General features: G+C 63.2%; 22 protein-coding genes. 12 read left to right on the top strand and 10 right to left on the bottom strand.

Annotation, left to right across the window (positions count from 1 at the left end; all coding sequences use genetic code 11):
- The coding region (locus tag Q0R02_RS12900; protein ID WP_293884111.1) for an Hsp70 family protein at positions 1–743 on the bottom strand (743 nt) is incomplete at its 3' end.
- A 144-nt stretch (positions 744–887) separates the two neighbouring features.
- Here Q0R02_RS12900 and Q0R02_RS12905 point away from each other — a divergent pair.
- From Q0R02_RS12905 to Q0R02_RS12915, 3 genes are all read left to right on the top strand, one after another.
- Complete coding sequence (locus Q0R02_RS12905) at positions 888–1,322, top strand: copper chaperone PCu(A)C (RefSeq protein WP_293884113.1); 435 nt, start codon at positions 888–890, stop codon at positions 1,320–1,322.
- A gap of 7 nt (positions 1,323–1,329) precedes the next feature.
- Positions 1,330–1,794, top strand: coding sequence for a vgr related protein (locus Q0R02_RS12910; protein ID WP_293884115.1), 465 nt, complete (start codon positions 1,330–1,332; stop codon positions 1,792–1,794).
- Between the two features lie 600 nt (positions 1,795–2,394).
- Positions 2,395–2,592, top strand: a complete 198-nt coding sequence (locus Q0R02_RS12915; protein ID WP_293884117.1) for a hypothetical protein — start codon at positions 2,395–2,397, stop codon at positions 2,590–2,592.
- On the opposite strand, the gene grpE is transcribed toward Q0R02_RS12915, so the two are convergent.
- From grpE to Q0R02_RS12930, 3 genes are read right to left on the bottom strand one after another with little or no spacing between them, the layout of a single operon-like run.
- The gene (gene grpE, locus Q0R02_RS12920; RefSeq protein ID WP_293884119.1) at positions 2,589–3,128 is read right to left on the bottom strand and encodes a nucleotide exchange factor GrpE; all 540 of its coding nucleotides are present in this window, start codon (positions 3,126–3,128) and stop codon (positions 2,589–2,591) included. The two genes, Q0R02_RS12915 and grpE, sit on opposite strands and share 4 nt — an antisense overlap.
- Positions 3,125–4,165: a heat-inducible transcriptional repressor HrcA gene (gene hrcA / locus Q0R02_RS12925; RefSeq protein ID WP_293884121.1), complete on the bottom strand. Its 1,041-nt coding sequence runs from the start codon at positions 4,163–4,165 to the stop codon at positions 3,125–3,127. Before hrcA ends, grpE begins: the two co-directional genes overlap by 4 nt.
- A 31-nt stretch (positions 4,166–4,196) precedes the next feature.
- A complete protein-coding gene (locus Q0R02_RS12930; RefSeq protein WP_293884123.1) occupies positions 4,197–4,394 on the bottom strand; it encodes a hypothetical protein in 198 nt (65 codons plus the stop codon).
- An 82-nt stretch (positions 4,395–4,476) separates the two neighbouring features.
- Between Q0R02_RS12930 and rph the strand changes: the two genes are divergently transcribed.
- Together rph and rdgB are read left to right on the top strand one after the other, a co-directional pair.
- Positions 4,477–5,193, top strand: a complete 717-nt coding sequence (gene rph / locus Q0R02_RS12935) for a ribonuclease PH (protein WP_293884125.1) — start codon at positions 4,477–4,479, stop codon at positions 5,191–5,193.
- The gene (rdgB, locus tag Q0R02_RS12940; RefSeq protein WP_293884127.1) at positions 5,190–5,792 is read left to right on the top strand and encodes an RdgB/HAM1 family non-canonical purine NTP pyrophosphatase; all 603 of its coding nucleotides are present in this window, start codon (positions 5,190–5,192) and stop codon (positions 5,790–5,792) included. Before rph ends, rdgB begins: the two co-directional genes overlap by 4 nt.
- A 34-nt stretch (positions 5,793–5,826) precedes the next feature.
- On the opposite strand, the gene Q0R02_RS12945 is transcribed toward rdgB, so the two are convergent.
- Positions 5,827–6,483, bottom strand: a complete 657-nt coding sequence (locus Q0R02_RS12945; RefSeq protein WP_293884129.1) for a CAP domain-containing protein — start codon at positions 6,481–6,483, stop codon at positions 5,827–5,829.
- On the opposite strand from Q0R02_RS12945, the gene hemW reads away from it, so the two are divergent.
- A complete protein-coding gene (gene hemW / locus Q0R02_RS12950) occupies positions 6,482–7,639 on the top strand; it encodes a radical SAM family heme chaperone HemW (RefSeq protein WP_293884131.1) in 1,158 nt (385 codons plus the stop codon). The genes Q0R02_RS12945 and hemW overlap by 2 nt on opposite strands.
- Position 7,640: 1 nt before the next feature.
- Here hemW and Q0R02_RS12955 read toward each other — a convergent pair whose 3' ends face one another.
- Complete coding sequence (locus tag Q0R02_RS12955; RefSeq protein WP_293884132.1) at positions 7,641–8,831, bottom strand: penicillin-binding protein activator; 1,191 nt, start codon at positions 8,829–8,831, stop codon at positions 7,641–7,643.
- A gap of 13 nt (positions 8,832–8,844) precedes the next feature.
- Between Q0R02_RS12955 and rsmI the strand changes: the two genes are divergently transcribed.
- The 3 genes from rsmI to gshB are packed head-to-tail and all read left to right on the top strand — an operon-like array spanning position 8,845 to position 11,014.
- Positions 8,845–9,678, top strand: coding sequence for a 16S rRNA (cytidine(1402)-2'-O)-methyltransferase (gene rsmI, locus Q0R02_RS12960; RefSeq protein ID WP_293884133.1), 834 nt, complete (start codon positions 8,845–8,847; stop codon positions 9,676–9,678).
- Positions 9,675–10,040, top strand: a complete 366-nt coding sequence (locus Q0R02_RS12965; RefSeq protein WP_293884134.1) for a YraN family protein — start codon at positions 9,675–9,677, stop codon at positions 10,038–10,040. Before rsmI ends, Q0R02_RS12965 begins: the two co-directional genes overlap by 4 nt.
- 23 nt (positions 10,041–10,063) lie before the next feature.
- Positions 10,064–11,014 (top strand): glutathione synthase, encoded by a 951-nt coding sequence (gene gshB, locus Q0R02_RS12970; RefSeq protein ID WP_293884136.1) that lies wholly within the window; start codon positions 10,064–10,066, stop codon positions 11,012–11,014.
- On the opposite strand, the gene Q0R02_RS12975 is transcribed toward gshB, so the two are convergent.
- Both Q0R02_RS12975 and fsa read right to left on the bottom strand, forming a co-directional pair.
- A complete protein-coding gene (locus Q0R02_RS12975; protein ID WP_293884137.1) occupies positions 11,011–11,862 on the bottom strand; it encodes a tyrosine recombinase XerC in 852 nt (283 codons plus the stop codon). The two genes, gshB and Q0R02_RS12975, sit on opposite strands and share 4 nt — an antisense overlap.
- An 18-nt stretch (positions 11,863–11,880) precedes the next feature.
- Positions 11,881–12,531, bottom strand: coding sequence for a fructose-6-phosphate aldolase (gene fsa, locus Q0R02_RS12980; protein WP_293884138.1), 651 nt, complete (start codon positions 12,529–12,531; stop codon positions 11,881–11,883).
- Positions 12,532–12,736: 205 nt separating this feature from the next.
- On the opposite strand from fsa, the gene Q0R02_RS12985 reads away from it, so the two are divergent.
- From Q0R02_RS12985 to Q0R02_RS12995, 3 genes are all read left to right on the top strand, one after another.
- A complete protein-coding gene (locus Q0R02_RS12985; protein WP_293884140.1) occupies positions 12,737–13,066 on the top strand; it encodes a hypothetical protein in 330 nt (109 codons plus the stop codon).
- Between the two features lie 111 nt (positions 13,067–13,177).
- Positions 13,178–15,346 (top strand): primosomal protein N', encoded by a 2,169-nt coding sequence (locus Q0R02_RS12990; RefSeq protein WP_293884141.1) that lies wholly within the window; start codon positions 13,178–13,180, stop codon positions 15,344–15,346.
- A 30-nt stretch (positions 15,347–15,376) separates the two neighbouring features.
- Positions 15,377–16,894, top strand: coding sequence for a S1C family serine protease (locus Q0R02_RS12995; protein ID WP_293884142.1), 1,518 nt, complete (start codon positions 15,377–15,379; stop codon positions 16,892–16,894).
- A gap of 9 nt (positions 16,895–16,903) precedes the next feature.
- Here the strand turns inward: Q0R02_RS12995 and ada are convergent, their stop codons facing one another.
- Together ada and Q0R02_RS13005 are read right to left on the bottom strand one after the other, a co-directional pair.
- Positions 16,904–17,953, bottom strand: a complete 1,050-nt coding sequence (gene ada, locus Q0R02_RS13000; RefSeq protein WP_293884143.1) for a bifunctional DNA-binding transcriptional regulator/O6-methylguanine-DNA methyltransferase Ada — start codon at positions 17,951–17,953, stop codon at positions 16,904–16,906.
- Positions 17,946–18,413 carry a DUF1203 domain-containing protein gene (locus Q0R02_RS13005; RefSeq protein ID WP_293884144.1) on the bottom strand — a complete coding sequence of 156 codons (468 nt, stop codon included), beginning with the start codon at positions 18,411–18,413 and terminating at the stop codon, positions 17,946–17,948. Before Q0R02_RS13005 ends, ada begins: the two co-directional genes overlap by 8 nt.
- Between the last annotated feature and the right edge of the window lie 75 nt (positions 18,414–18,488).

Below are 18,488 nucleotides of genomic sequence, written 5' to 3' on the forward strand. Positions count from 1 at the left end.
GTCAGGTCGATGCCTTCGGTCTTCTGGAAGTCAGCCGCAAGAAACTCGACCACCTTCGAATCGAAATCCTCGCCACCCAGGAAAGTGTCCCCGTTGGTCGACTTTACCTCAAATACGCCATCGCCGATCTCGAGGATCGAAACGTCGAACGTGCCGCCACCCAGATCGTAGACCACGATGGTCTTGCCGTCCTGCTTGTCCATGCCATAGGCAAGGGCGGCCGCAGTCGGCTCGTTGATAATACGCAGCACTTCCAGCCCGGCGATCTTGCCGGCATCCTTGGTCGCCTGGCGCTGAGCATCGTTGAAATAGGCCGGCACCGTGATGACCGCCTGCGTGACGGTTTCACCGAGATAGCTCTCCGCCGTCTCCTTCATCTTCTGAAGGATGTACGCGCTGATCTGCGATGGCGAATAGTCTTCGCCCGCCGCCTTAACCCACGCGTCGCCGTTCGGACCTTTCGAGATCGAATACGGGACCAGCTCGGTGTCCTTCTTGGTGATCGGGTCGTCGAACCGGCGACCGATCAGGCGCTTTACGGCGAAAATCGTCGAATCAGGGTTCGTGACCGCCTGACGCTTGGCCGGTTGTCCGATCAGCCGCTCGCCATCCTTGGCAAACGCCACGATCGACGGCGTCGTGCGCGCGCCTTCGGCATTTTCGATGACCTTGGGCTTGCCACCTTCCATGACGGCAACGCACGAATTGGTCGTACCCAGATCGATCCCGATAACTTTAGCCATAGTTTCAACTTACCCCGTGCAGCTTCGGGCGCGCCTCGAGCACCGCCCATGTGATTGTTTCAGACCCGGATATAGGGGGCCTTTGTCTTGTCGCAAGAAGCACAGGATAGTAGCTGTCGCACAATGGAACCAAAGGGCATGACGATGAAGCGAATATTCGGGCTGATTGCGTGCGGGGTTTTGGTTCTGGGCGGGTGCAGCAAAAAGCCGACTCTGAACGTCACCGACGTGTCCGTGCGCCTGCCGGCGGTGCCGCGTTCTCCGGCTGCGGCTTATTTCACCGTCACGGGGGGACCGGTTGCAGATCGCCTGATCGAGGTTACATCGGAAAACGCAATCCGGGCGGAACTTCACGAATCGATGGCGCATGGTGGCATGGCCGCGATGAAGCCAATCACCGGCGGCGTGGCAATCCCGGCAAAGGGCACGGTAAAGTTCGAATCGGGCGGCAAGCACGTCATGTTCTTCGACGTGAACCCCGCACTAAAGCCCCCGCGCACCATGCCGATCACGTTCATCTTTGCAAGCGGAGAGCGGATCGTTGTCGGCGCGGTGCTGAAGCGGCCGGGAGAGCAATAAACTCCGCATGAGTTCGCGCCCCCTCACCGCCGCCGAAGCCGCGCTGGCATTCTCGGTGTTCGGGCAAGCGATCGACTACGACCGGGTGCGTTTGCACAATGCGAAATGGATATTCTTCCACCCTCGCCATACCGCGATGGCTCCCGACGGCGACATCTGGTTCCACCCCGGGGGCGACCTGTATTGCGCCGACTTTTGCGAGGGGCATCTGAGCGAACAGGGCTTGTTCATCCACGAAATGACGCACGTCTGGCAAGCTCACCGTAGCGGTCGCTGGTGGCTGCCGATGATGCGCCACCCGTTCTGCCGTTATGATTACACGATAACGCCGGGGAAGCCGTTCGGACACTACGGCATCGAACAGCAGGCGGAGATCGTGCGGCATGCTGTTCAACTGCGGCACGGTGGCGTGGTCGCGGGGAAGCCGGGGACGGACGTGTATGAAGCTCTGTTGCCGTTTAGAATGGTTTGAACGTCCGATATTGGTGGAAAGCGGACCGGCGGCTTTCGGGTCGTTTTCAGCAATAGCTGCCCTTCGCCGTGTGCGGCGCGAGTTGAACGATCAGTCCATGCGGAACGTGACCGAAGGTCCACCATGGGCCGGGAGCACGTGGTGTTTTGTGATCTGCGCGCGCGCCGTATGCGATCCTAAGCTCTTTCGGCCCAAGCCACGAGATGCGAACACCGACGACACATTCGTCGCTGAATACACGGTCTGAGTATCGCGACGGACCTGTGCCCGAGAATACATAAACGTCCTGTCCCGTGCCGACCATTGCGCCACCTTGCGTGTCTTCGACGTAGGCTGCTGTAAGCAAACCGTCAGGGCTTTTGGCTCGCTGAACCACGTGCAAATAGTCAGAATCAGGCGAACACCCACCTACGATAAGCATCATCGCGGTGAGAACGTGCAGCTTCAACATGCCGCTATGTAGCGAAAACCATTCATCGACAAAAGACAGCTTTTAGGAATTCGGATGGGGGCAACCAACGGCAGACTCTGGGCAAAAGGCGCCGATAGGTCATCCCGCCTTTTACCCGCAATTAACCATCGCCCCCGCACTATCGCCGCATGAAATACCAGCATGATTCGTTCACCGCCGACCCGGCTCCCGACGCATCCGGAAGTCTTGCCATGAAGACTGCCTTACGCGAATTTCGGAATATCATGCGTCAATCGCCAGCCGCACATCCGATGCGTGCAGAAATGCTTGGCGTGCTGGCGGATGCCCGCAAGAGCATCGACCGCATCAATGCAAAGGAGGCCTAACCGGCCTTCGCCACCCCGACCATTGCTGGCCGCAGCAACCGGTCCTTGATCATATACCCCGCCTGCATTTCCTGAACAATCGTCCCCGGCGCTAAGTCGCTCGGCATTTCCAGCATTGCCTGATGACGATTCGGATCGAGCTTCTCACCCACAGAGACGATCTTGGTAATGCCGTTACGCTGGAAAACTGCGGCCAGTTCGCGCCCGGTGGCATCGAGCCCGACGACCAGCCCCTTGAACTTCTCGTCCTCGCGCAACTCCGCCGGGATGGCGTCGAGCGCGCGTGACAGATTATCGGCGACCGATAATATATCGCGCGCAAATCCCGTCGAGGCATAGGCCCGCGCGTCCTGCGCATCCTTTTCCAACCGACGACGCACGTTCTGCGTTTCCGCTTGCGCATACAGTGTCGCGGCTTTCGCATCGGCCAGTTCTGCTTCCAGTGCGGCCGTCCGATCCTGTTCCTCAGGGTTCGGTTCGGAAGGCGCGCCTTCGTCGATCATCGCGTCTTCTGCCGTCAATTCTTCGTCGTTCATGCCATCAATCTCGTCAAAGTCTGTGCTGTAAAATCTACCATCGGTACGACGCGCGCGTAATTCAACCGCGTTGGGCCGATTACACCTACTACGCCGACGACCCGACCGTCGCTCCCGCGATAGGGTGCCGCTATCACCGACGACCCCGACAATGCGAACAATTTGTTTTCCGAACCGATGAATACCTTGGTCGCGGAGCCGATGCGGGCGCTGTCGAGCAGGCGGGCGATTTCCTCCTTGCCCTCGATTTCGCCCAGCAACTGCCGCACCCGTTCCAGCGCTGCGGCGTCGCCATCCTCGATCAAATTGGCTTGTCCGCGCACGATCAGCACGGGGCGCGCGGCGTGGTCCTCCGACCAGATGGCCAGGCCGCTTTCGATCAGCCTGTGCGAGGCCTCGTCCAGTTCCGCGCGTTCCTGCTGCACCTGCCCGGCAATCTCCGCCGCAGCCTCTGCCAGAGTCTTGCCCGACAGGCGCGCAGTCATGTAATTGCCCGCCTCGGTCAGCGCGGACGCATTCATGCCCGCTGGCAACGCGATCACGCGGTTCTCGACCGAGCCATCGTCACCGACCAGCACGATCAACGCCTGATCGGGTGACAGCGAGACAAAGGCAAACTGCTTCAGGCGCGGTTGTCGGGTCGGAACCAGCACCAGTCCGGCGCACGACGACAGTCCGGACAGGGCCAACGTGGCCGCCGCCAGCGCGTCCTCGATCGGTCCGCCCGCCGACAGCCTGCTTTCGATGACCGCGCGTTCCTCGCGCGTCGGTTCGGCGACCTGCATCATGCCGTCGACGAACAGCCGCAGCCCGGTTTCGGTCGGCATCCGACCCGCCGAAGTGTGCGGCGCAGCCAGCAGGCCAAGTTCCTCCAGATCCTGCATCACGTTGCGGATCGACGCGGGCGACAGGTTCAGTCCGGACAGTTTGGAAATGGTCCGTGACCCAACCGGGGCGCCGGAATCAATGTATGATTCCACCACGATGCGGAACACATCGCGCGCCCGGTCGGTCAATTCGGTTACGGGTGCCGCCACCCCTGTTATGTCGGACCGAAGGGCTGCCGCGTCAACGGTTGCCGACGCGACGTGAAATGAGGATGATCGCGGCCCCGGCAAAAGCAATTATGATCCCGCGCGTCCGCCAGACACTCTGGTCGAGCATGAAGCTGTCGGAGGGCCAATGAACCACGCCCGAACCTTGCAGTGCAAACAGGACCCCCGCCAGCAGTGCAACGATGCCGATGATCAACAGAATGATGCGCATAGCGTCCAGTTCCCCAAATGGCTGGCGGTCGGCCAGTCAGGCCGCTAGATGCGCCCAACAAACCATCAAGGACAAGCCCCTTATGCGCCCATCAGGCCGCACTCCCGATCAGATGCGCATCATCACCATCGAACCCGCGTTCACCAAGCATGCCGAAGGGTCCTGCCTGATCTCGTTCGGCGACACCCGCGTGCTGGTAACGGCAAGCCTGGAGGAAAAGGTCCCGCCGTTCATGCGCGGCAAGGGAGAAGGCTGGGTTACAGCCGAATATGGGATGCTGCCGCGCGCCACCAACACGCGGAACAACCGTGAAGCCGCCAAGGGCAAGCAATCGGGTCGCACGCAGGAAATCCAGCGCCTGATCGGTCGTTCGCTGCGCTCGGTCATGGACATGAAATTGCTCGGCGAACGCCAGATCACGCTCGATTGCGACGTGATCCAGGCCGATGGCGGCACCCGCACCGCATCCATTTCGGGCGCGTGGGTCGCTATGCGGCTCGCGGTCGACACCTTGCTGGCCGACGGCAAGCTGACCGTTGATCCGATCAAGCAGAAGGTCGCGGCGATCAGCTGTGGTATCTACGAAGGTACGCCCGTTCTGGACCTCGACTATATCGAGGATTCGAACGCTCATGCCGATGCCAATTTCGTGCTGATCGAGGATGGCAATATCGCCGAAGTGCAGGCCACTGCCGAAGGGGCGACGTATGACGAGGAAGCACTGCTTCGCCTCCTTCGGCTCGCCCGGATGGGTTGCGCCGACATTTTTGCGGCGCAGGCGAAAGCCACCGGTCGGTGACCTTAAAGCTCGCGCCTGGCAAGTTGGTCATTGCCAGTCACAACCCCGGCAAGGTCCGCGAAATCCGGGCGCTGCTGGCACCTTACGGGATCGGGCCAGTCTCGGCAGCGTCGCTTGATCTGCCCGAGCCCGAAGAGACCGGCACGACCTTCGCCGCCAACGCTCTGTTAAAGGCACGCCAGGCGGCGGACCTGTCCGGCCTGCCCGCGCTGGCCGACGACAGCGGCCTGTGCGTCGATGCGTTGAACGGTGATCCCGGGATATTCTCCGCGCGCTGGGCGGGTGAGACCAAGGATTTCGGCGCGGCGATGCGCCTGGTCGAAGAGCACATCAGCCGCGCGCCCAAGGGTTCGGGCCGTGGCGCACATTTCGTCTGTGCGCTGGCGTTGTGCTGGCCCAACGGCAGCGAAGTCGAAGTGGAGGGTCGCGTGGATGGCCTGCTGGTCCACCCCCCGCGCGGCGGCCGCGGCTTTGGCTATGACGCGATGTTCATAGCGAATGGCCAGACACTCACGTTCGGCGAGATGGACCCTGACGCCAAGCACGCGATGAGTCACCGGGCGGACGCCTTTGCAAAATTGGTGGCGGCGGTTTTCTGAAACTCGCAGGTCGTCCTGCGGCACCTGACTTAGCCTATGGCGCGAACGCATCCCGGCCAACGACATTCCCGGCGGGGAAATACCGGCAAACCAGGTACTCGTCGCTGGCGTTGCTCGCGACCGCGCACCCTACCGCTTTGGTTTTCGCCCAGATGATCTGTGTGTAATGGCCAACCTCATGCCAGGATTTGGTGGCGCTGACATCGGGAAATAACCCCCGTCGGAAATCCCGTCGTTCGTCTACCCACGATCCCGTCATGTCGGCATAGTGATAGGCTCGCCGCGTTCCCATCCACAAGTTTTCGCCCTCGACCGGCCTTCCGGCGCACCGTGGCGCATGGGCAAAGGTTCTCGTCGCGGCCAGCGTCGCTGCATAGGCCGCGGCATTGGCGGCCAATCCGTCGTCCCAGATCAGCGGCGCGACCGACACGGCGGCACGCGCGCGATTGTGGTCGCGCAACATCGTCGATCGGAAAATGGCCTCGCCGCGCGGCTGAGGTTTGGGATCGTCCCAGGGCTCGACGATTTCAGGAACTTCGTGCGCGTCGTCCCCGGCCGCATCCTCCGCTGGCAGGTCTTCGTATGATATTTCCTCGACCACCGAAACACTGATCGGCGCGGCGTGGCCGGTCCCGGCGACCAACAGTGGCAGCGCGAGCAATAGTCCGGTAAGCGAGCGGCAAATCATCATGACGACCCTCCCTGCCCCGACCGAAGTGAACAATGTCCTAACTGGGCCGCTGGCTCTCTATATTCATTGGCCGTTCTGCGTTTCGAAATGTCCCTATTGTGATTTCAACAGCCACGTCCGTGAAGGGGTCGATCAGGCGGCCTGGTTGAACGCGCTGCTGGCCGATCTCGCTTACGAGGCATCGCTGTCGCCGGGCCGCCCGCTAGGTTCGATCTTCTTTGGCGGAGGCACGCCGTCACTGATGCCGCCCTCGACCGTTGCGGCGCTGATCGACGCCGCCGTCAACCATTGGTCTCCGGCTGACGACATCGAGATCACGCTAGAGGCCAACCCTTCCTCGGTGGAGGCAGCGCGTTTTGCCGATCTCGCCAGTGCCGGGGTCAACCGGTCGTCGCTGGGGGTGCAGGCATTCGATAACGACACGTTGGCGTTTCTGGGCCGGGCACATGATGTCGAGGAGGCGCTGGTCGCACTCACCACCGCACAGATGAACTTCGGACGGGTCAGCTTCGACCTGATCTACGCCCGCCCCGGCCAGTCGATCGCGCAATGGGAGGCTGAACTGGCCCGCGCACTGTCGTTCGGGACCGAGCATCTGTCGCTCTACCAGCTTACCATCGAAGCGGGCACGCGCTTTGCGACGCTGGTCCAGCAAGGCAAATTGTGTCCTGTCGATGGCGACCGTGCCGCCGACCTGTTCGAAGTCACGCGCGCGCTGACCAACTTCGCTGGATTGCCTGGCTACGAAACATCCAATCACGCGCGCTCTGGAGCAGAGAGCCGCCACAACCTGACCTATTGGCGCTATGGCGACTATGTCGGCATTGGCCCGGGCGCGCACGGGCGGCGCGGGGGGATGGCGACGACGCGGCACAAAAAGCCCGAAAACTGGATCGCCGCGGTGGCGCGCAACGGTCACGGCCTGCAAGCCGAGACCGCGCTGTCCGTCGTGGAGCAAACCACCGAAGCCCTGTTGATGGGGCTTCGATTGCGCGAGGGTGTGGACCTCGCGCGGTTCGCAGATGCTGCGGTCGACAAACTTGCGACCGAGCGCTTGTCCCAACTGGGACTGGTCACGCTGTCCGGGACCCGACTGAAAATCACCGAGCAGGGAACGCTCCTGCTCGATGCCATCCTGCCCCAGATTATTGCTTAAGTCAGAACCCGCGCGGGGCTGGCGAGATCACGGTGAACCCGGTCGGCCCCGCCTGCTGAACCTCCAGCGCTCGTTCGGCTATGCCCTCGCGGTTGAAACGAAATGCGCCGTCGATGCCGGAGAACCCACCGGCATCGCTCAGGGCCGATTGCGGGAACGCGGTGCCGACGCGCCATTCGCCCGCGATCCGCGTCACTAGGAGTACAGCATCGTAACCCAGGCTGGCGAGCCGATAAGGCGACCGCCCGAACCGCACCCGGTATTTCGCCGCGAGTTGACTATACAGCCCGTTCGAAACGCTGGCGAACCAGGCGCCCTTTAATGCCGGGCTGGCCGCCATGCCGGTCTCGGTGTTCCACAATTCGGTGCCGAGAATCTGCGCCGACCGACCGCTTCCCGCCCGAATGCTTGGGATTGCGGCAACAGCGGTCCGCCCCGAATCGGCAATCAACACCGCCTGATACGGCGACGCAGCGTTCATTTTTGTGATTGCCGCCTTCACCGACCCCGGCGTCCGGTCGAAAGTCTGCACCGACACCACTTGCCCGCCGTTCGATTCGACAGCACGCAGCAGCGCCGTCGATGATCGCTGACCATACAGCCCGACCGGCATCAGTCCGGCAAATTTCGTCAGGCCCTTCGACTTGGCATAATCGACCACGCGACCAATCGACTGCGCCGGCGCATACCCCATCACGAACGTGCCGTTGCCGGCCACACCGGTATCGTTTGAAAAGGCAATCAGCGGAACCTTTGCCGCGCGAGCAATGGGCGCGACGATACGGACATCCTCGGCCAGCAGTGGCCCGAGGATGACCCGGTTGCCCTCGGCAATGGCGCGCTGGGCAGCAGTCGCCGCCCCGGCGCCGGTATCGTACATGGTGACCCTGATTTTCTGGCCCCCGGTGTCGAGCACGGCAAGATTCGCGGCGTTCGAGATCGATGTGCCTACGCCTGCGTTCGGGCCAGTCAGCGGCACCAGCAGCGCGACACGGTGGCGCTCGGCATCGCTTGGCAAAGATGGTCCGATCGGGTCGGGCCGGGTGGCGGTCGGTGGCGGAGCGAGGGGGCCGGGCCGCCCCTTTGGAACCACCTGGCACGCTGCGAGCAACGTCACCACTCCCAGGCCAACCCATTTCGCCAGCCCTCGCGCACGTGCAACCCCTTGCTCGCGTGCCTGTCCCTCTGCCATCAGTCTCACCCTTATGAACGCAATACTCAAACCCGGTCTTTATATCGTCGCGACCCCAATCGGCAATCTTGGTGATCTGAGCCCGCGCGCCGCCGAGATCCTGGCCAATGCCGACGTGATCGCGGTAGAGGACAGCCGTGTCACCGCTAAACTGCTGCGCCATATCGGTATCCGTAAAACTATGGTGCCGTATCACGACCATGTTGCCGACGGCGTGCGTCCGGCATTGATCGCCCGTATGGGCACGGAATCGGTCGCGCTGGTATCGGACGCCGGGACACCACTGATATCCGACCCGGGTTACAAGCTGGTCCGGGACGCTCGTGCGGCGGGGATCGCCATCGTCACCATCCCAGGCCCATGCGCCGCCGTCGCCGCGCTGACTTTAGCGGGCTTGCCGACCGATCGTTTCCTGTTCGTCGGGTTCCTGCCGTCGAAGGCCAAGGCGCGTGTCGAGGCTATTGCAGAGATTGCCACGATCCGGGCGACGCTGATTTTCTACGAATCGGGACCCCGCCTCGCCGCGACGCTGACCGCGCTCGCCCAGACACTAGGCGACCGCGAAGCTGGCGTGGCGCGCGAGATGAGCAAGATGTTCGAGGAGTGCGTGACCGGATCGCTGGCCCAACTCGCGACGCGCTATGCTGAGGCCCCACCGAAGGGCGAGATCGTTATTGTCGTCGCGCCGCCGGGGGAGCCGGTCGCTGCCACCCAAGCCGACGGTGATGCCGCTCTCGCCGAAGCGCTGACGCGCCTGTCGACCGGGCGTGCGGCTAGCGAGGTAGCCGGGCGCCTCGGCCTCGACCGTCGTGCACTTTATGCGCGGGCGCTGACGATGAAGATTTGACCGCGCCTGCCAGGACCAGGCAGGCGGCCGAACAACGCGGGCGCAGGGCGGAGCGATTCGCGGCGACCTGGCTGCGGCTAAAGGGGTGGAAGATACTGGCCCAGCGCGTCCGCACGCCTGCGGGAGAGGTTGACATCGTCGCTCGCCGCTCCGGTCTGGTCGCCTTCATCGAGGTCAAGCATCGCGCCACCGTGGCCGAACTCGATTTTGCCATCGACGACTTCCGCCTCCGCCGGGTCGCGGCCGCCGCAGAAATCCTGATCGCTCGGTTTGCGGAGCCCGGCGACGATATCCGGATCGACGTCATCCTGCTCGCACCCCGGACATTGCCGCGCCACATCGAAAACGCATGGTGCGGATGACGATCCGGAGTTAGGGCGATTCCATGACCCTTAAAATAGCGTTCCAGATGGACCCGATGGAAACCCTGAACATCACGGGCGATTCCAGTTTCGCGCTGATGCTGTCGGCGCAAGCGCGCGGCTATGTGCTTTACCACTATCTTGCGCCTGACCTGACCTGGGATGGAGGACGGCTTTACGCTATGGCCCGGCCGGTAACCGTGCAGCGCCAACCCGGCAATCATTTCACGCCGGGTGAGCCGGTCATTCTCGATCTCGGGCGCGACGTCGATGTCATCCTGATGCGGCAAGATCCGCCGTTCGATCTCAGCTATATCACCGCGACACATTTGCTCGAACGTATCCAGGGTGACACGCTTGTCGCCAATGATCCGGCGTCGGTCCGCAATGCGCCCGAAAAACTGTTCGTGCTCGACTATGCCCATTTCATGCCGCCGACGATGATCACCCGTTCGCTTGGCGCAGCGCGCGAATTCCTGAAGGAGCATGGCGAGATCGTCCTGAAGCCGCTCCACGGCAACGGCGGCAAGGCAATCTTCAAGATCGGCAGCGACGGCGCTAACCTCGCCTCGCTGATCGAAGTGTTCAACACGGCCTATGTCGAACCGCACATGGTCCAGGCGTTCGTTCCGACCGTAGTCAAGGGCGACAAGCGCATCGTGCTGGTCGACGGCGTGATCGCGGGCGCGGTAAATCGGATCCCGGGCGACGGGGAGATTCGATCGAACCTGGCCGTTGGCGGGACAGCGGCAAAAACCGAACTGACCGCGCGCGAGATCGAAATCTGTGAGGCATTGGGACCGGAACTGAAAAAGCGCGGGCTGATTTTTGTTGGGATCGACGTGATCGGCGGCGAGTGGCTGACCGAGATCAACGTGACTTCGCCAACTGGCATCGTGGCGATCGACACATTCAACGGCACCGACACCGCTGCAATGATCTGGAACGCGATCGAGGCGCGGCTGAACGCCTAGCCGTGCGGATGGGCGTTGCGGTAAACGTCCAGCAGATGGGCGGCGTCGACCGATGTGTAGATCTGGGTCGACGACAGGCTGGCATGACCAAGCAGAGCCTGTAGCGAGCGCAGGTCCGCTCCCCGACCGAGCAGATGCGTCGCAAAGCTGTGGCGTAGCGCGTGCGGTGTCGTCCGCGAAGCCAGCCCCAGGCGACCCCGCGCACCCTGTACCGCGCGGCGGATGATCTCGGGCTTCAGCGGCCCACCGCGCGCACCGCGAAACAGTGGCTCGGCGTTCTCGATCGGCCACGGACAGAGCTTTGCATAGGCCTCGACCGCGTCGCGGACCGGACCGATCAGCGGCACCATCCGGGTCTTGTCGCGCTTGCCGGTCACGCTCAGGACCGCGCCCAGCGGCAGGATCGCGCCGGTCAGCCCGACCGCCTCACCGATCCGCAGACCCGCGCCATAGAGCAGCATCAGCACCGCCCAGTCGCGCGCCGAAATCCACGCCTCGGCAGACTGTTCGGCAATGTCCTCGGCCAGCGCCACCGCCTCGTCGGGCGAAATGGGTCGCGGCACCCCCTTTTTTACGCGAGGTCCTTTCAGCTTGGGAGTCGCGCCTTCGCCACCGACAAAAGTCAGGAAATTCCGGAGCGCGGACAGTTCGCGCGCGGCGCTCGCATTGCCGATGCCGTCGCTGCGCCGCTCCGCCAGGAAGCTGCGCAGCTCCGCCGATGTCGGCACCCGCGCCGTGCCAAGATGCGCGACCAGTCGCTCGGCAGTCGAGACATAAGCGCGGACCGTGTGGAGCGAACGACGCCGGTCGCGTGACAGGTGCTCGGCATAGGCCTGCACCGCGGTCATGTCAGCCGGCTCCGGTCATCAGATGGTCTGGCCGGTCTTTGCCCAGTCGGCCATGAATCCTGCCATGCCCTTGTCGGTCAGCGGATGGTTGAACAGCGCCTTGATCACCGAAGGCGGCGCGGTCATCACGTCGGCACCGATCCGCGCCGATTCGAGAACATGGACCGGATGGCGCACGCTCGCGACCAGGATTTCAGTGGCAAAGGCATAGTTGTCATAGATCAGTCGGATATCGCGAATCAGGTCCATACCGTCGAATCCGATGTCATCGAGGCGCCCGACGAACGGAGAGATGAAACTGGCCCCCGCCTTGGCCGCGAGCAGCGCCTGATTCGGTGCAAAGCACAGCGTTACGTTGACCATCGTGCCTTCGCCCGACAACGCCTTGCAGGTTTTCAGCCCGTCGATCGTCAACGGCACCTTGATGCAGACGTTGTCGGCCAGCGCGCGCAACACTTCGGCTTCGCGCATCATCCCGGCATGGTCGAGCGCGATGACTTCGGCGGAAACCGGTCCATCGACCAGTCCACAAATCTCCTTCACAACTTCGACGAACTGGCGGCCCGACTTGGCGATCAGCGAGGGGTTGGTAGTCACCCCGTCGAGCAGGCCGGTCGCGGCGAGTTCGGCAATGTCGGCAGTATCGGCGGTATCGACAAAGAATTTCATGTTCGGACGTGTCCTAAGTTTGGAGTCGCAGAAGTCGCAGTAAATGAGCAATAAAGTTGCGTGACGCTCCATCCGCCAGGTCGGTGCAGACGCCATGCCAAAATTGGGGCGGATAGGACAGATGGAATCGCGATTGCACCCAATTTGCGGTTTGCGCGTTGTTGGACCGCACCTCTGCAGGTCGCACATATCAAGGATCACAAATATGAAGAAAATCGTAATCGCACTGGCGTTGGCCGGTCTCTCGATTGGAACCGTCGCACAGGCCGATATTCGGATCAATGCGCGCCAGGCCAACCAGCAGCGCCAGATTGACGCCGGGAAACGGTCGGGCAAGCTCAGCCGGGCCGAGCGCGACCGCCTGACCGCCCAGCAGCATTCGATCGATCGCACCAAGAAGCAGGCGGAGCGCAGCGGCGGACGGTTTACCGACGCCGAAGTTCGGCGGGTGAATGCACTGCTCGACCGATCGCAGAACGATATTGTCCGCGCCAAGCATAACCGCGTGCGTGGCCGGAACGGCGTGCACCTTTAAACACTGGCCGCGCCTGCTTTCAGGGGAGAAAGGGAGCGCCCGCACAGGGTCACCTGCTCCCCTGATCTGGCGAAGGAAGACAGGGTCCCCGTAATGCGGTTAAGGGGACCAATGTCCCGCGCCCGCGTCCTGTTGTTGAACTCCGCACTGGGGCCGCTCGATTACCGGGTGCCGCGCGGAATGACGGTGGTACCGGGAAGCATCGTGCTTGCCCCGCTCGGGCCACGCCAGCTAGCCGGGGTGGTATGGGACCCCGCACAAATGCCCTCCGATGCAGAAGTCGGCGACAATCGGCTGCGCAACCTTGTTTCGGTCTATGACCTGCCCCCGCTGTCGGCCCCGTTGATGCGGCTGATCGAATGGACGGCGAACTATTATCTTGCCCCGCCCGCTGCGGTCCTGCGCATGGCACTGGCGAGCGCGTCGGCGCTCGACGACCGCCGTTCGGTGATCGAATATCGCGCAACTGGAACCCTGCCCGACCGGCTGACACCACGACGCGCACAGGCGCTGGAACGGATCGGAGAGCGGCAGGGACTGGTCCGCGAACTGGCGATGATCGGGGACGTGTCCGACGCGGTGATCCGCGGGCTGGTCAAGATGGGCGCGATCGAAGCGGTCGAGGTGAGCATCGACGATGCCTATCCGCTGCCCAACCCTGATTTTGCCCCACCCGAACTCTCGAATGAGCAGGCCGCTGCGGCAACCGAGCTGGTCAACGCCACCGAGGCGCACGACTTTTCGCCGATCCTGCTCGACGGCGTGACGGGGTCGGGCAAGACAGAAGTCTATTTCGAGGCCATTGCCGCCGCGTTGCGTTCAGGTCGGCAGACATTGGTGCTGCTCCCCGAAATCGCACTCACCGAACCGTTCTTGCGACGATTCGAGGCGCGGTTTGGGCACCAGCCGGTCGCCTGGCATTCGGGCCTGCGCCAGTCACAACGCCGCCGTGCCTGGCGCGCCATTGCCAGCGGCGAGGCCAAGGTCACCGTCGGTGCTCGATCGGCGCTGTTCCTGCCCTATCCCGATCTCGCGCTGATCGTCGTCGACGAGGCGCACGAAACCAGCTTCAAACAGGAAGAAGGCGTCCATTATCACGCACGCGACGTCGCCGTGATGCGTGGGCGGTTCGAGGGGTGTCCGGTCATCCTCGCCACCGCGACCCCCGCCATCGAGACGCAAGCGCAGGTCGCGCTCGGCCATTATCGCGAATTGAAGCTGCCCGGTCGCTACGGCCCTGCACAAATGCCCGACATCGCGGCCATCGACCTGTTGCAGGACCCGCCCCTACGCGGTCGCTGGATCGCACCGCCTCTGGTTGCGGCAATGACCGAAACGCTGTCGCGCGGGGAACAGTCACTGCTATTCCTGAACCGCCGCGGCTATGCCCCTTTGACGCTCTGCCGGACCTGTGGCCACCGCTTCCAGTGCCCGAATTGCACTGCCTGGATGGTCGAACACCGGCTCGTCGGGCGACTGCAATGCCACCACTGCGGACATATCATGGTCCCGCCGAAAAAGTGCCCCGAATGCCAGGCAGAGGATTCGCTGGTGGCGGTCGGCCCCGGCGTCGAACGGATCGCCGATGAAGTCGCCGAACTGTTTCCCGAAGCCCGCCGCGCGATCGTCACCTCGGACACATTATGGTCACCCGCCAAAGCCGCCGAATTCGTCGGGCGCATGGAGGCAGGCGAGATCGACATCGTCATCGGCACGCAACTGGTGACCAAGGGCTATCATTTCCCCAATCTGACGCTGGTCGGGGTAATCGATGCCGACCTGGGCTTGCAGGGTGGCGACCTGCGCGCCGCCGAACGCAGTTTCCAGCAAATCGCCCAGGTTTCAGGCCGCGCGGGACGGGGAACCAAGCCCGGTCGCGTGTTCGTCCAAACGCACGAACCAAATGCGCCAGTTATCAGGGCGCTCGTTTCAGGCGATGCCGAAGCCTTTTATGCTGCCGAAACCGCGAGCCGCCGCGAAGCCAATGCGCCGCCGTTCGGGCGACTCGCGGCAATCATCGTGTCCTCCGAGGATCTGCAAGAGGCCACCAACACCGCACAAGCGATCGCCAAGGGTGCGCCGATTGTGGAGGGCATGGAAGTTTATGGCCCCGCCCCTGCCCCGCTTGCCATGCTGCGCGGGCGACACCGGATGCGTTTATTGGTCCATGCGCGCCGTGCTCTGGACGTCCAGGACGTTATCCGTGCATGGCTGGGACGGCTCGACTGGCCACGCGGCGTTCGGGTCGCGGTCGATGTCGATCCCTATAGTTTCGTATGACGCGATCATTTTAGTGACTGGGAATTGTTGATGCTGGGTCGGTGGGTCGGATTGTTATTGCTATGTTGTGCATTGCCCGCGCTGGCGCAGGACAATCGCGACATCGACGCAGTCTCGCGCAGCGTCGTCCGCGTCGTCGTTGTAGCGGGCGGTGTGGAAGGCAGTGATGTTGGCATGGGCAGCGGCGTCGCCATCACCCCGAACCGCATCTTGACCAACGCTCATGTGGTCGAAAGCGCCGTCACTGGCGAGGGTTTCGTTGGCATTGTCCCATCCGAAGGCACGCGCCGCTACGAAGGCAAGGTCGTGGCCTATCGGGCCGACCTGGACCTGGCGGTGATCGACATCGGCAGCGGTCGTATTCCGCCCGCCACGTTGTTTTCGGGTGTGATGAGCGACGGGGCACAAGTTGCAGCACTCGGCTACCCCTATGGCGTCGATCGCGCTCTGGCAGGCGGCATGACCACCGTCGTCACGCCGCAATCGCCGGTCAAGTCGCTCGGCCATGTCGCCGGACGCAGGTCGAACGCGCAATTCGACACGGTGCTTCACGATGCCGCGATCGGGCGCGGAAATTCGGGCGGTCCGCTTGTCGATGCCTGCGGCCGCGTCGTCGGCATCAACAGTTTCCTGTCGATCAGCGAGGGTATCGATTCGACCTTCGCCTTCGCCATATCGGTACGCGAACTGTTGCCGTTTCTGCAAAAGGCAGGCGTCGCGGCGGCGATCGTTGGAACGCCCTGCCTATCGGACAGCGAGGCGGGAGCGCGGGATGCGGCGCTGGTCAAGGCCGATGAAGCGGCGGCAGCGTTGGAAGCGCACAAGGGCGATGCCGATGTGACCAAGGCCGCCCAGGAAAAAATGACCATTCGCGACCAGATTTCGGGGGAGCGGGAAAATGGCATGGCAATCGCTGCCGTGCTGCTGGTGGTCGGCGCGCTGGCGCTGGCGGGTGCGGGCGTGGCGCAGATGGAAAAGCGCAACCGGATTGCCATTGGAGCGGTCGTCGTTGGAATCGCGCTGATCCTCGCCGCCGTCATCGTGTATCTGGGACGTCCCAAACTGACCGATGTCGAGGATCGCTATGCCCGGCTGCACCCGGTCGTGGCAAAGATTTCCGACACCGGCGTCAGTGCTGCCGGAAGCAATATCTGCACCTTCGTCGCCGATCGCAGCCGGGTGACGGTGTCGAAGACCGACGACGTCCCGCTCGACTGGCAGGACGATGGCTGTGTCAACGGCAAGACCCAATATGGCGCGAATGCCGGGACTTGGAGCCGGTCGTTCGTGCCCAATACCGAACCGACGGTGACCGTCCAGACTTTCGACCCGGCTAAGCGGCGCTATACCGTCGAACGCTTCCTGATGGCCGCCGATGCGATGGACAAAGCGCGGGCCGTCCGCGCGCAATATCCGGCGAAGGGTTGCCAAACCGATCCCGGCGCGCGCCAATCGGTCAGCGAAATGCAGACGGCGATTCGCCAGACTCTGCCGCCGTCGCCCAATGAGCGGCTGGTCTTCGACTGCCGCGCGGTGGCGAAACTGTGACGCCTGCGATCACCCCGGCCCGCGCCGGGGTGACGCTGTTTTCGTCCACTCGCGCTTCAGCAATTCGACCTTGCGCTCCAGCCCATAGGCATAGCCGCCCAGCGAACCGTCGGTCCGTAGTGCCCGATGGCAGGGGATCAGCACAGCCACCTGGTTCGCTCCGCAGGCCGACCCCACCGCACGCACCGCCTTTGGATTGCCGGCCTTCGCCGCCAGCGCTGCGTAACTGAGCGTCTCCCCGGAAGGGATGCGGGCCAGCTCGCGCCAGACCGCCTGCTGGAAAACCGTGCCCGCAACGTCCAGTGGCAGGTCGGGCAAGTGCGCAGGATCCGCGACCGCAGCTATCGCCCCCGCGATCAATTCGGCCATCGCCGCGCCACCCTCCTCGATCACCGCCTGCGGAAACCGCCGCCGCAATTCATGCTCGTCCTCATCGAACGACAGTCGGCATATTCCCCGGTCGGTCGCTGCCAGCAGCATCGATCCCATGACCGTATCGACGATCGCATAGCGGATCAGGACCCCCGCCCCGCCCCGCTTCCATGCCGAGGGGGTCATGCCAAGCCGATCGGGTGCGGCCGCATAAAATCGGCTGGCGCTTTGATAACCTGCATCGTAAATCGCCCCGGTAACCGACCCGGCTCCCGCCAAAGATGCCTCTGCGCGCTGGGCCCGTAGGCCCCGGGCATAAGCGGCGGGCGTCACTCCGGTGTCGCGCTTGAACAGTCGGTGAAAGTGGTGCGGCGCATAGCCGACAGCAGCAGCCAGCGCCTTCAGCCTCGGAACCTGGTCCGCACCCGCGATCAGCGCCAGCGCCTGTGCCACAGCCTCTCGGTCGCGCCCGACCTCATCGGGCTTGCACCGCAGGCAAGCACGAAACCCCGCCGCCCGCGCCGTTGCCCCGTCCGTGTAGAACGTCACGTTCTGTCGCAACGGGTGGCGCGCGGCGCAACTCGGCTTGCAGTAGATACCGGTTGTCCGGACCGCGCCAACGAACTGTCCGTCGAAGGCGCGGTCACGACTGGAAAATGCCTGCCACGCCGCCCCGGCGTCAATCATCGGTTCGCTCCACCACCGCCGCAAAGCAACCATAGGCTGCGTAGTGCGCGTGGATATAGGCGGTTTCCGGCTTGGCGAACAACGAGCGGACCCGGCCATCGGCTTCGCCCGGCGCAGCCAGCACGCCCTCGATCAACATGGCGTCGGCATCGAACGCCCGCAACGAAAGAGTGCACTGGTCGAACAACGGGGGTTGGCGGTCGACGAACTGCGCCGCAGCCACTGCATTTTCGCGAACATAGATCGCGTGTGACGCGCGAAACGGGGTCGCGACGTCGTGCGAGACATGATTGAGCAGGATCAGCGATTCACCCACGGGTGCTGCCTCCAGCGTGATCCGGCACGGCGAGCGCGGAGTGGCCACCACGCGGATTGCGCCCTGTTGCGCCAGTTCCTCCTCGCTAGCGCCGATAAACGAGGCAAATTGTGCGACTTCCAGACCCTTGATACGATAAGCCATGCTGGTGTTCCTTCATGATGAGAAACTCTGGCTAGACTTCCCAGTTTGCCCCAGCATCCCGTTGCTTGCTGTCAA

It is taken from the genome of Sphingomonas sp. (assembly GCF_025353885.1).
Classification (GTDB): domain Bacteria; phylum Pseudomonadota; class Alphaproteobacteria; order Sphingomonadales; family Sphingomonadaceae; genus Sphingomonas_O.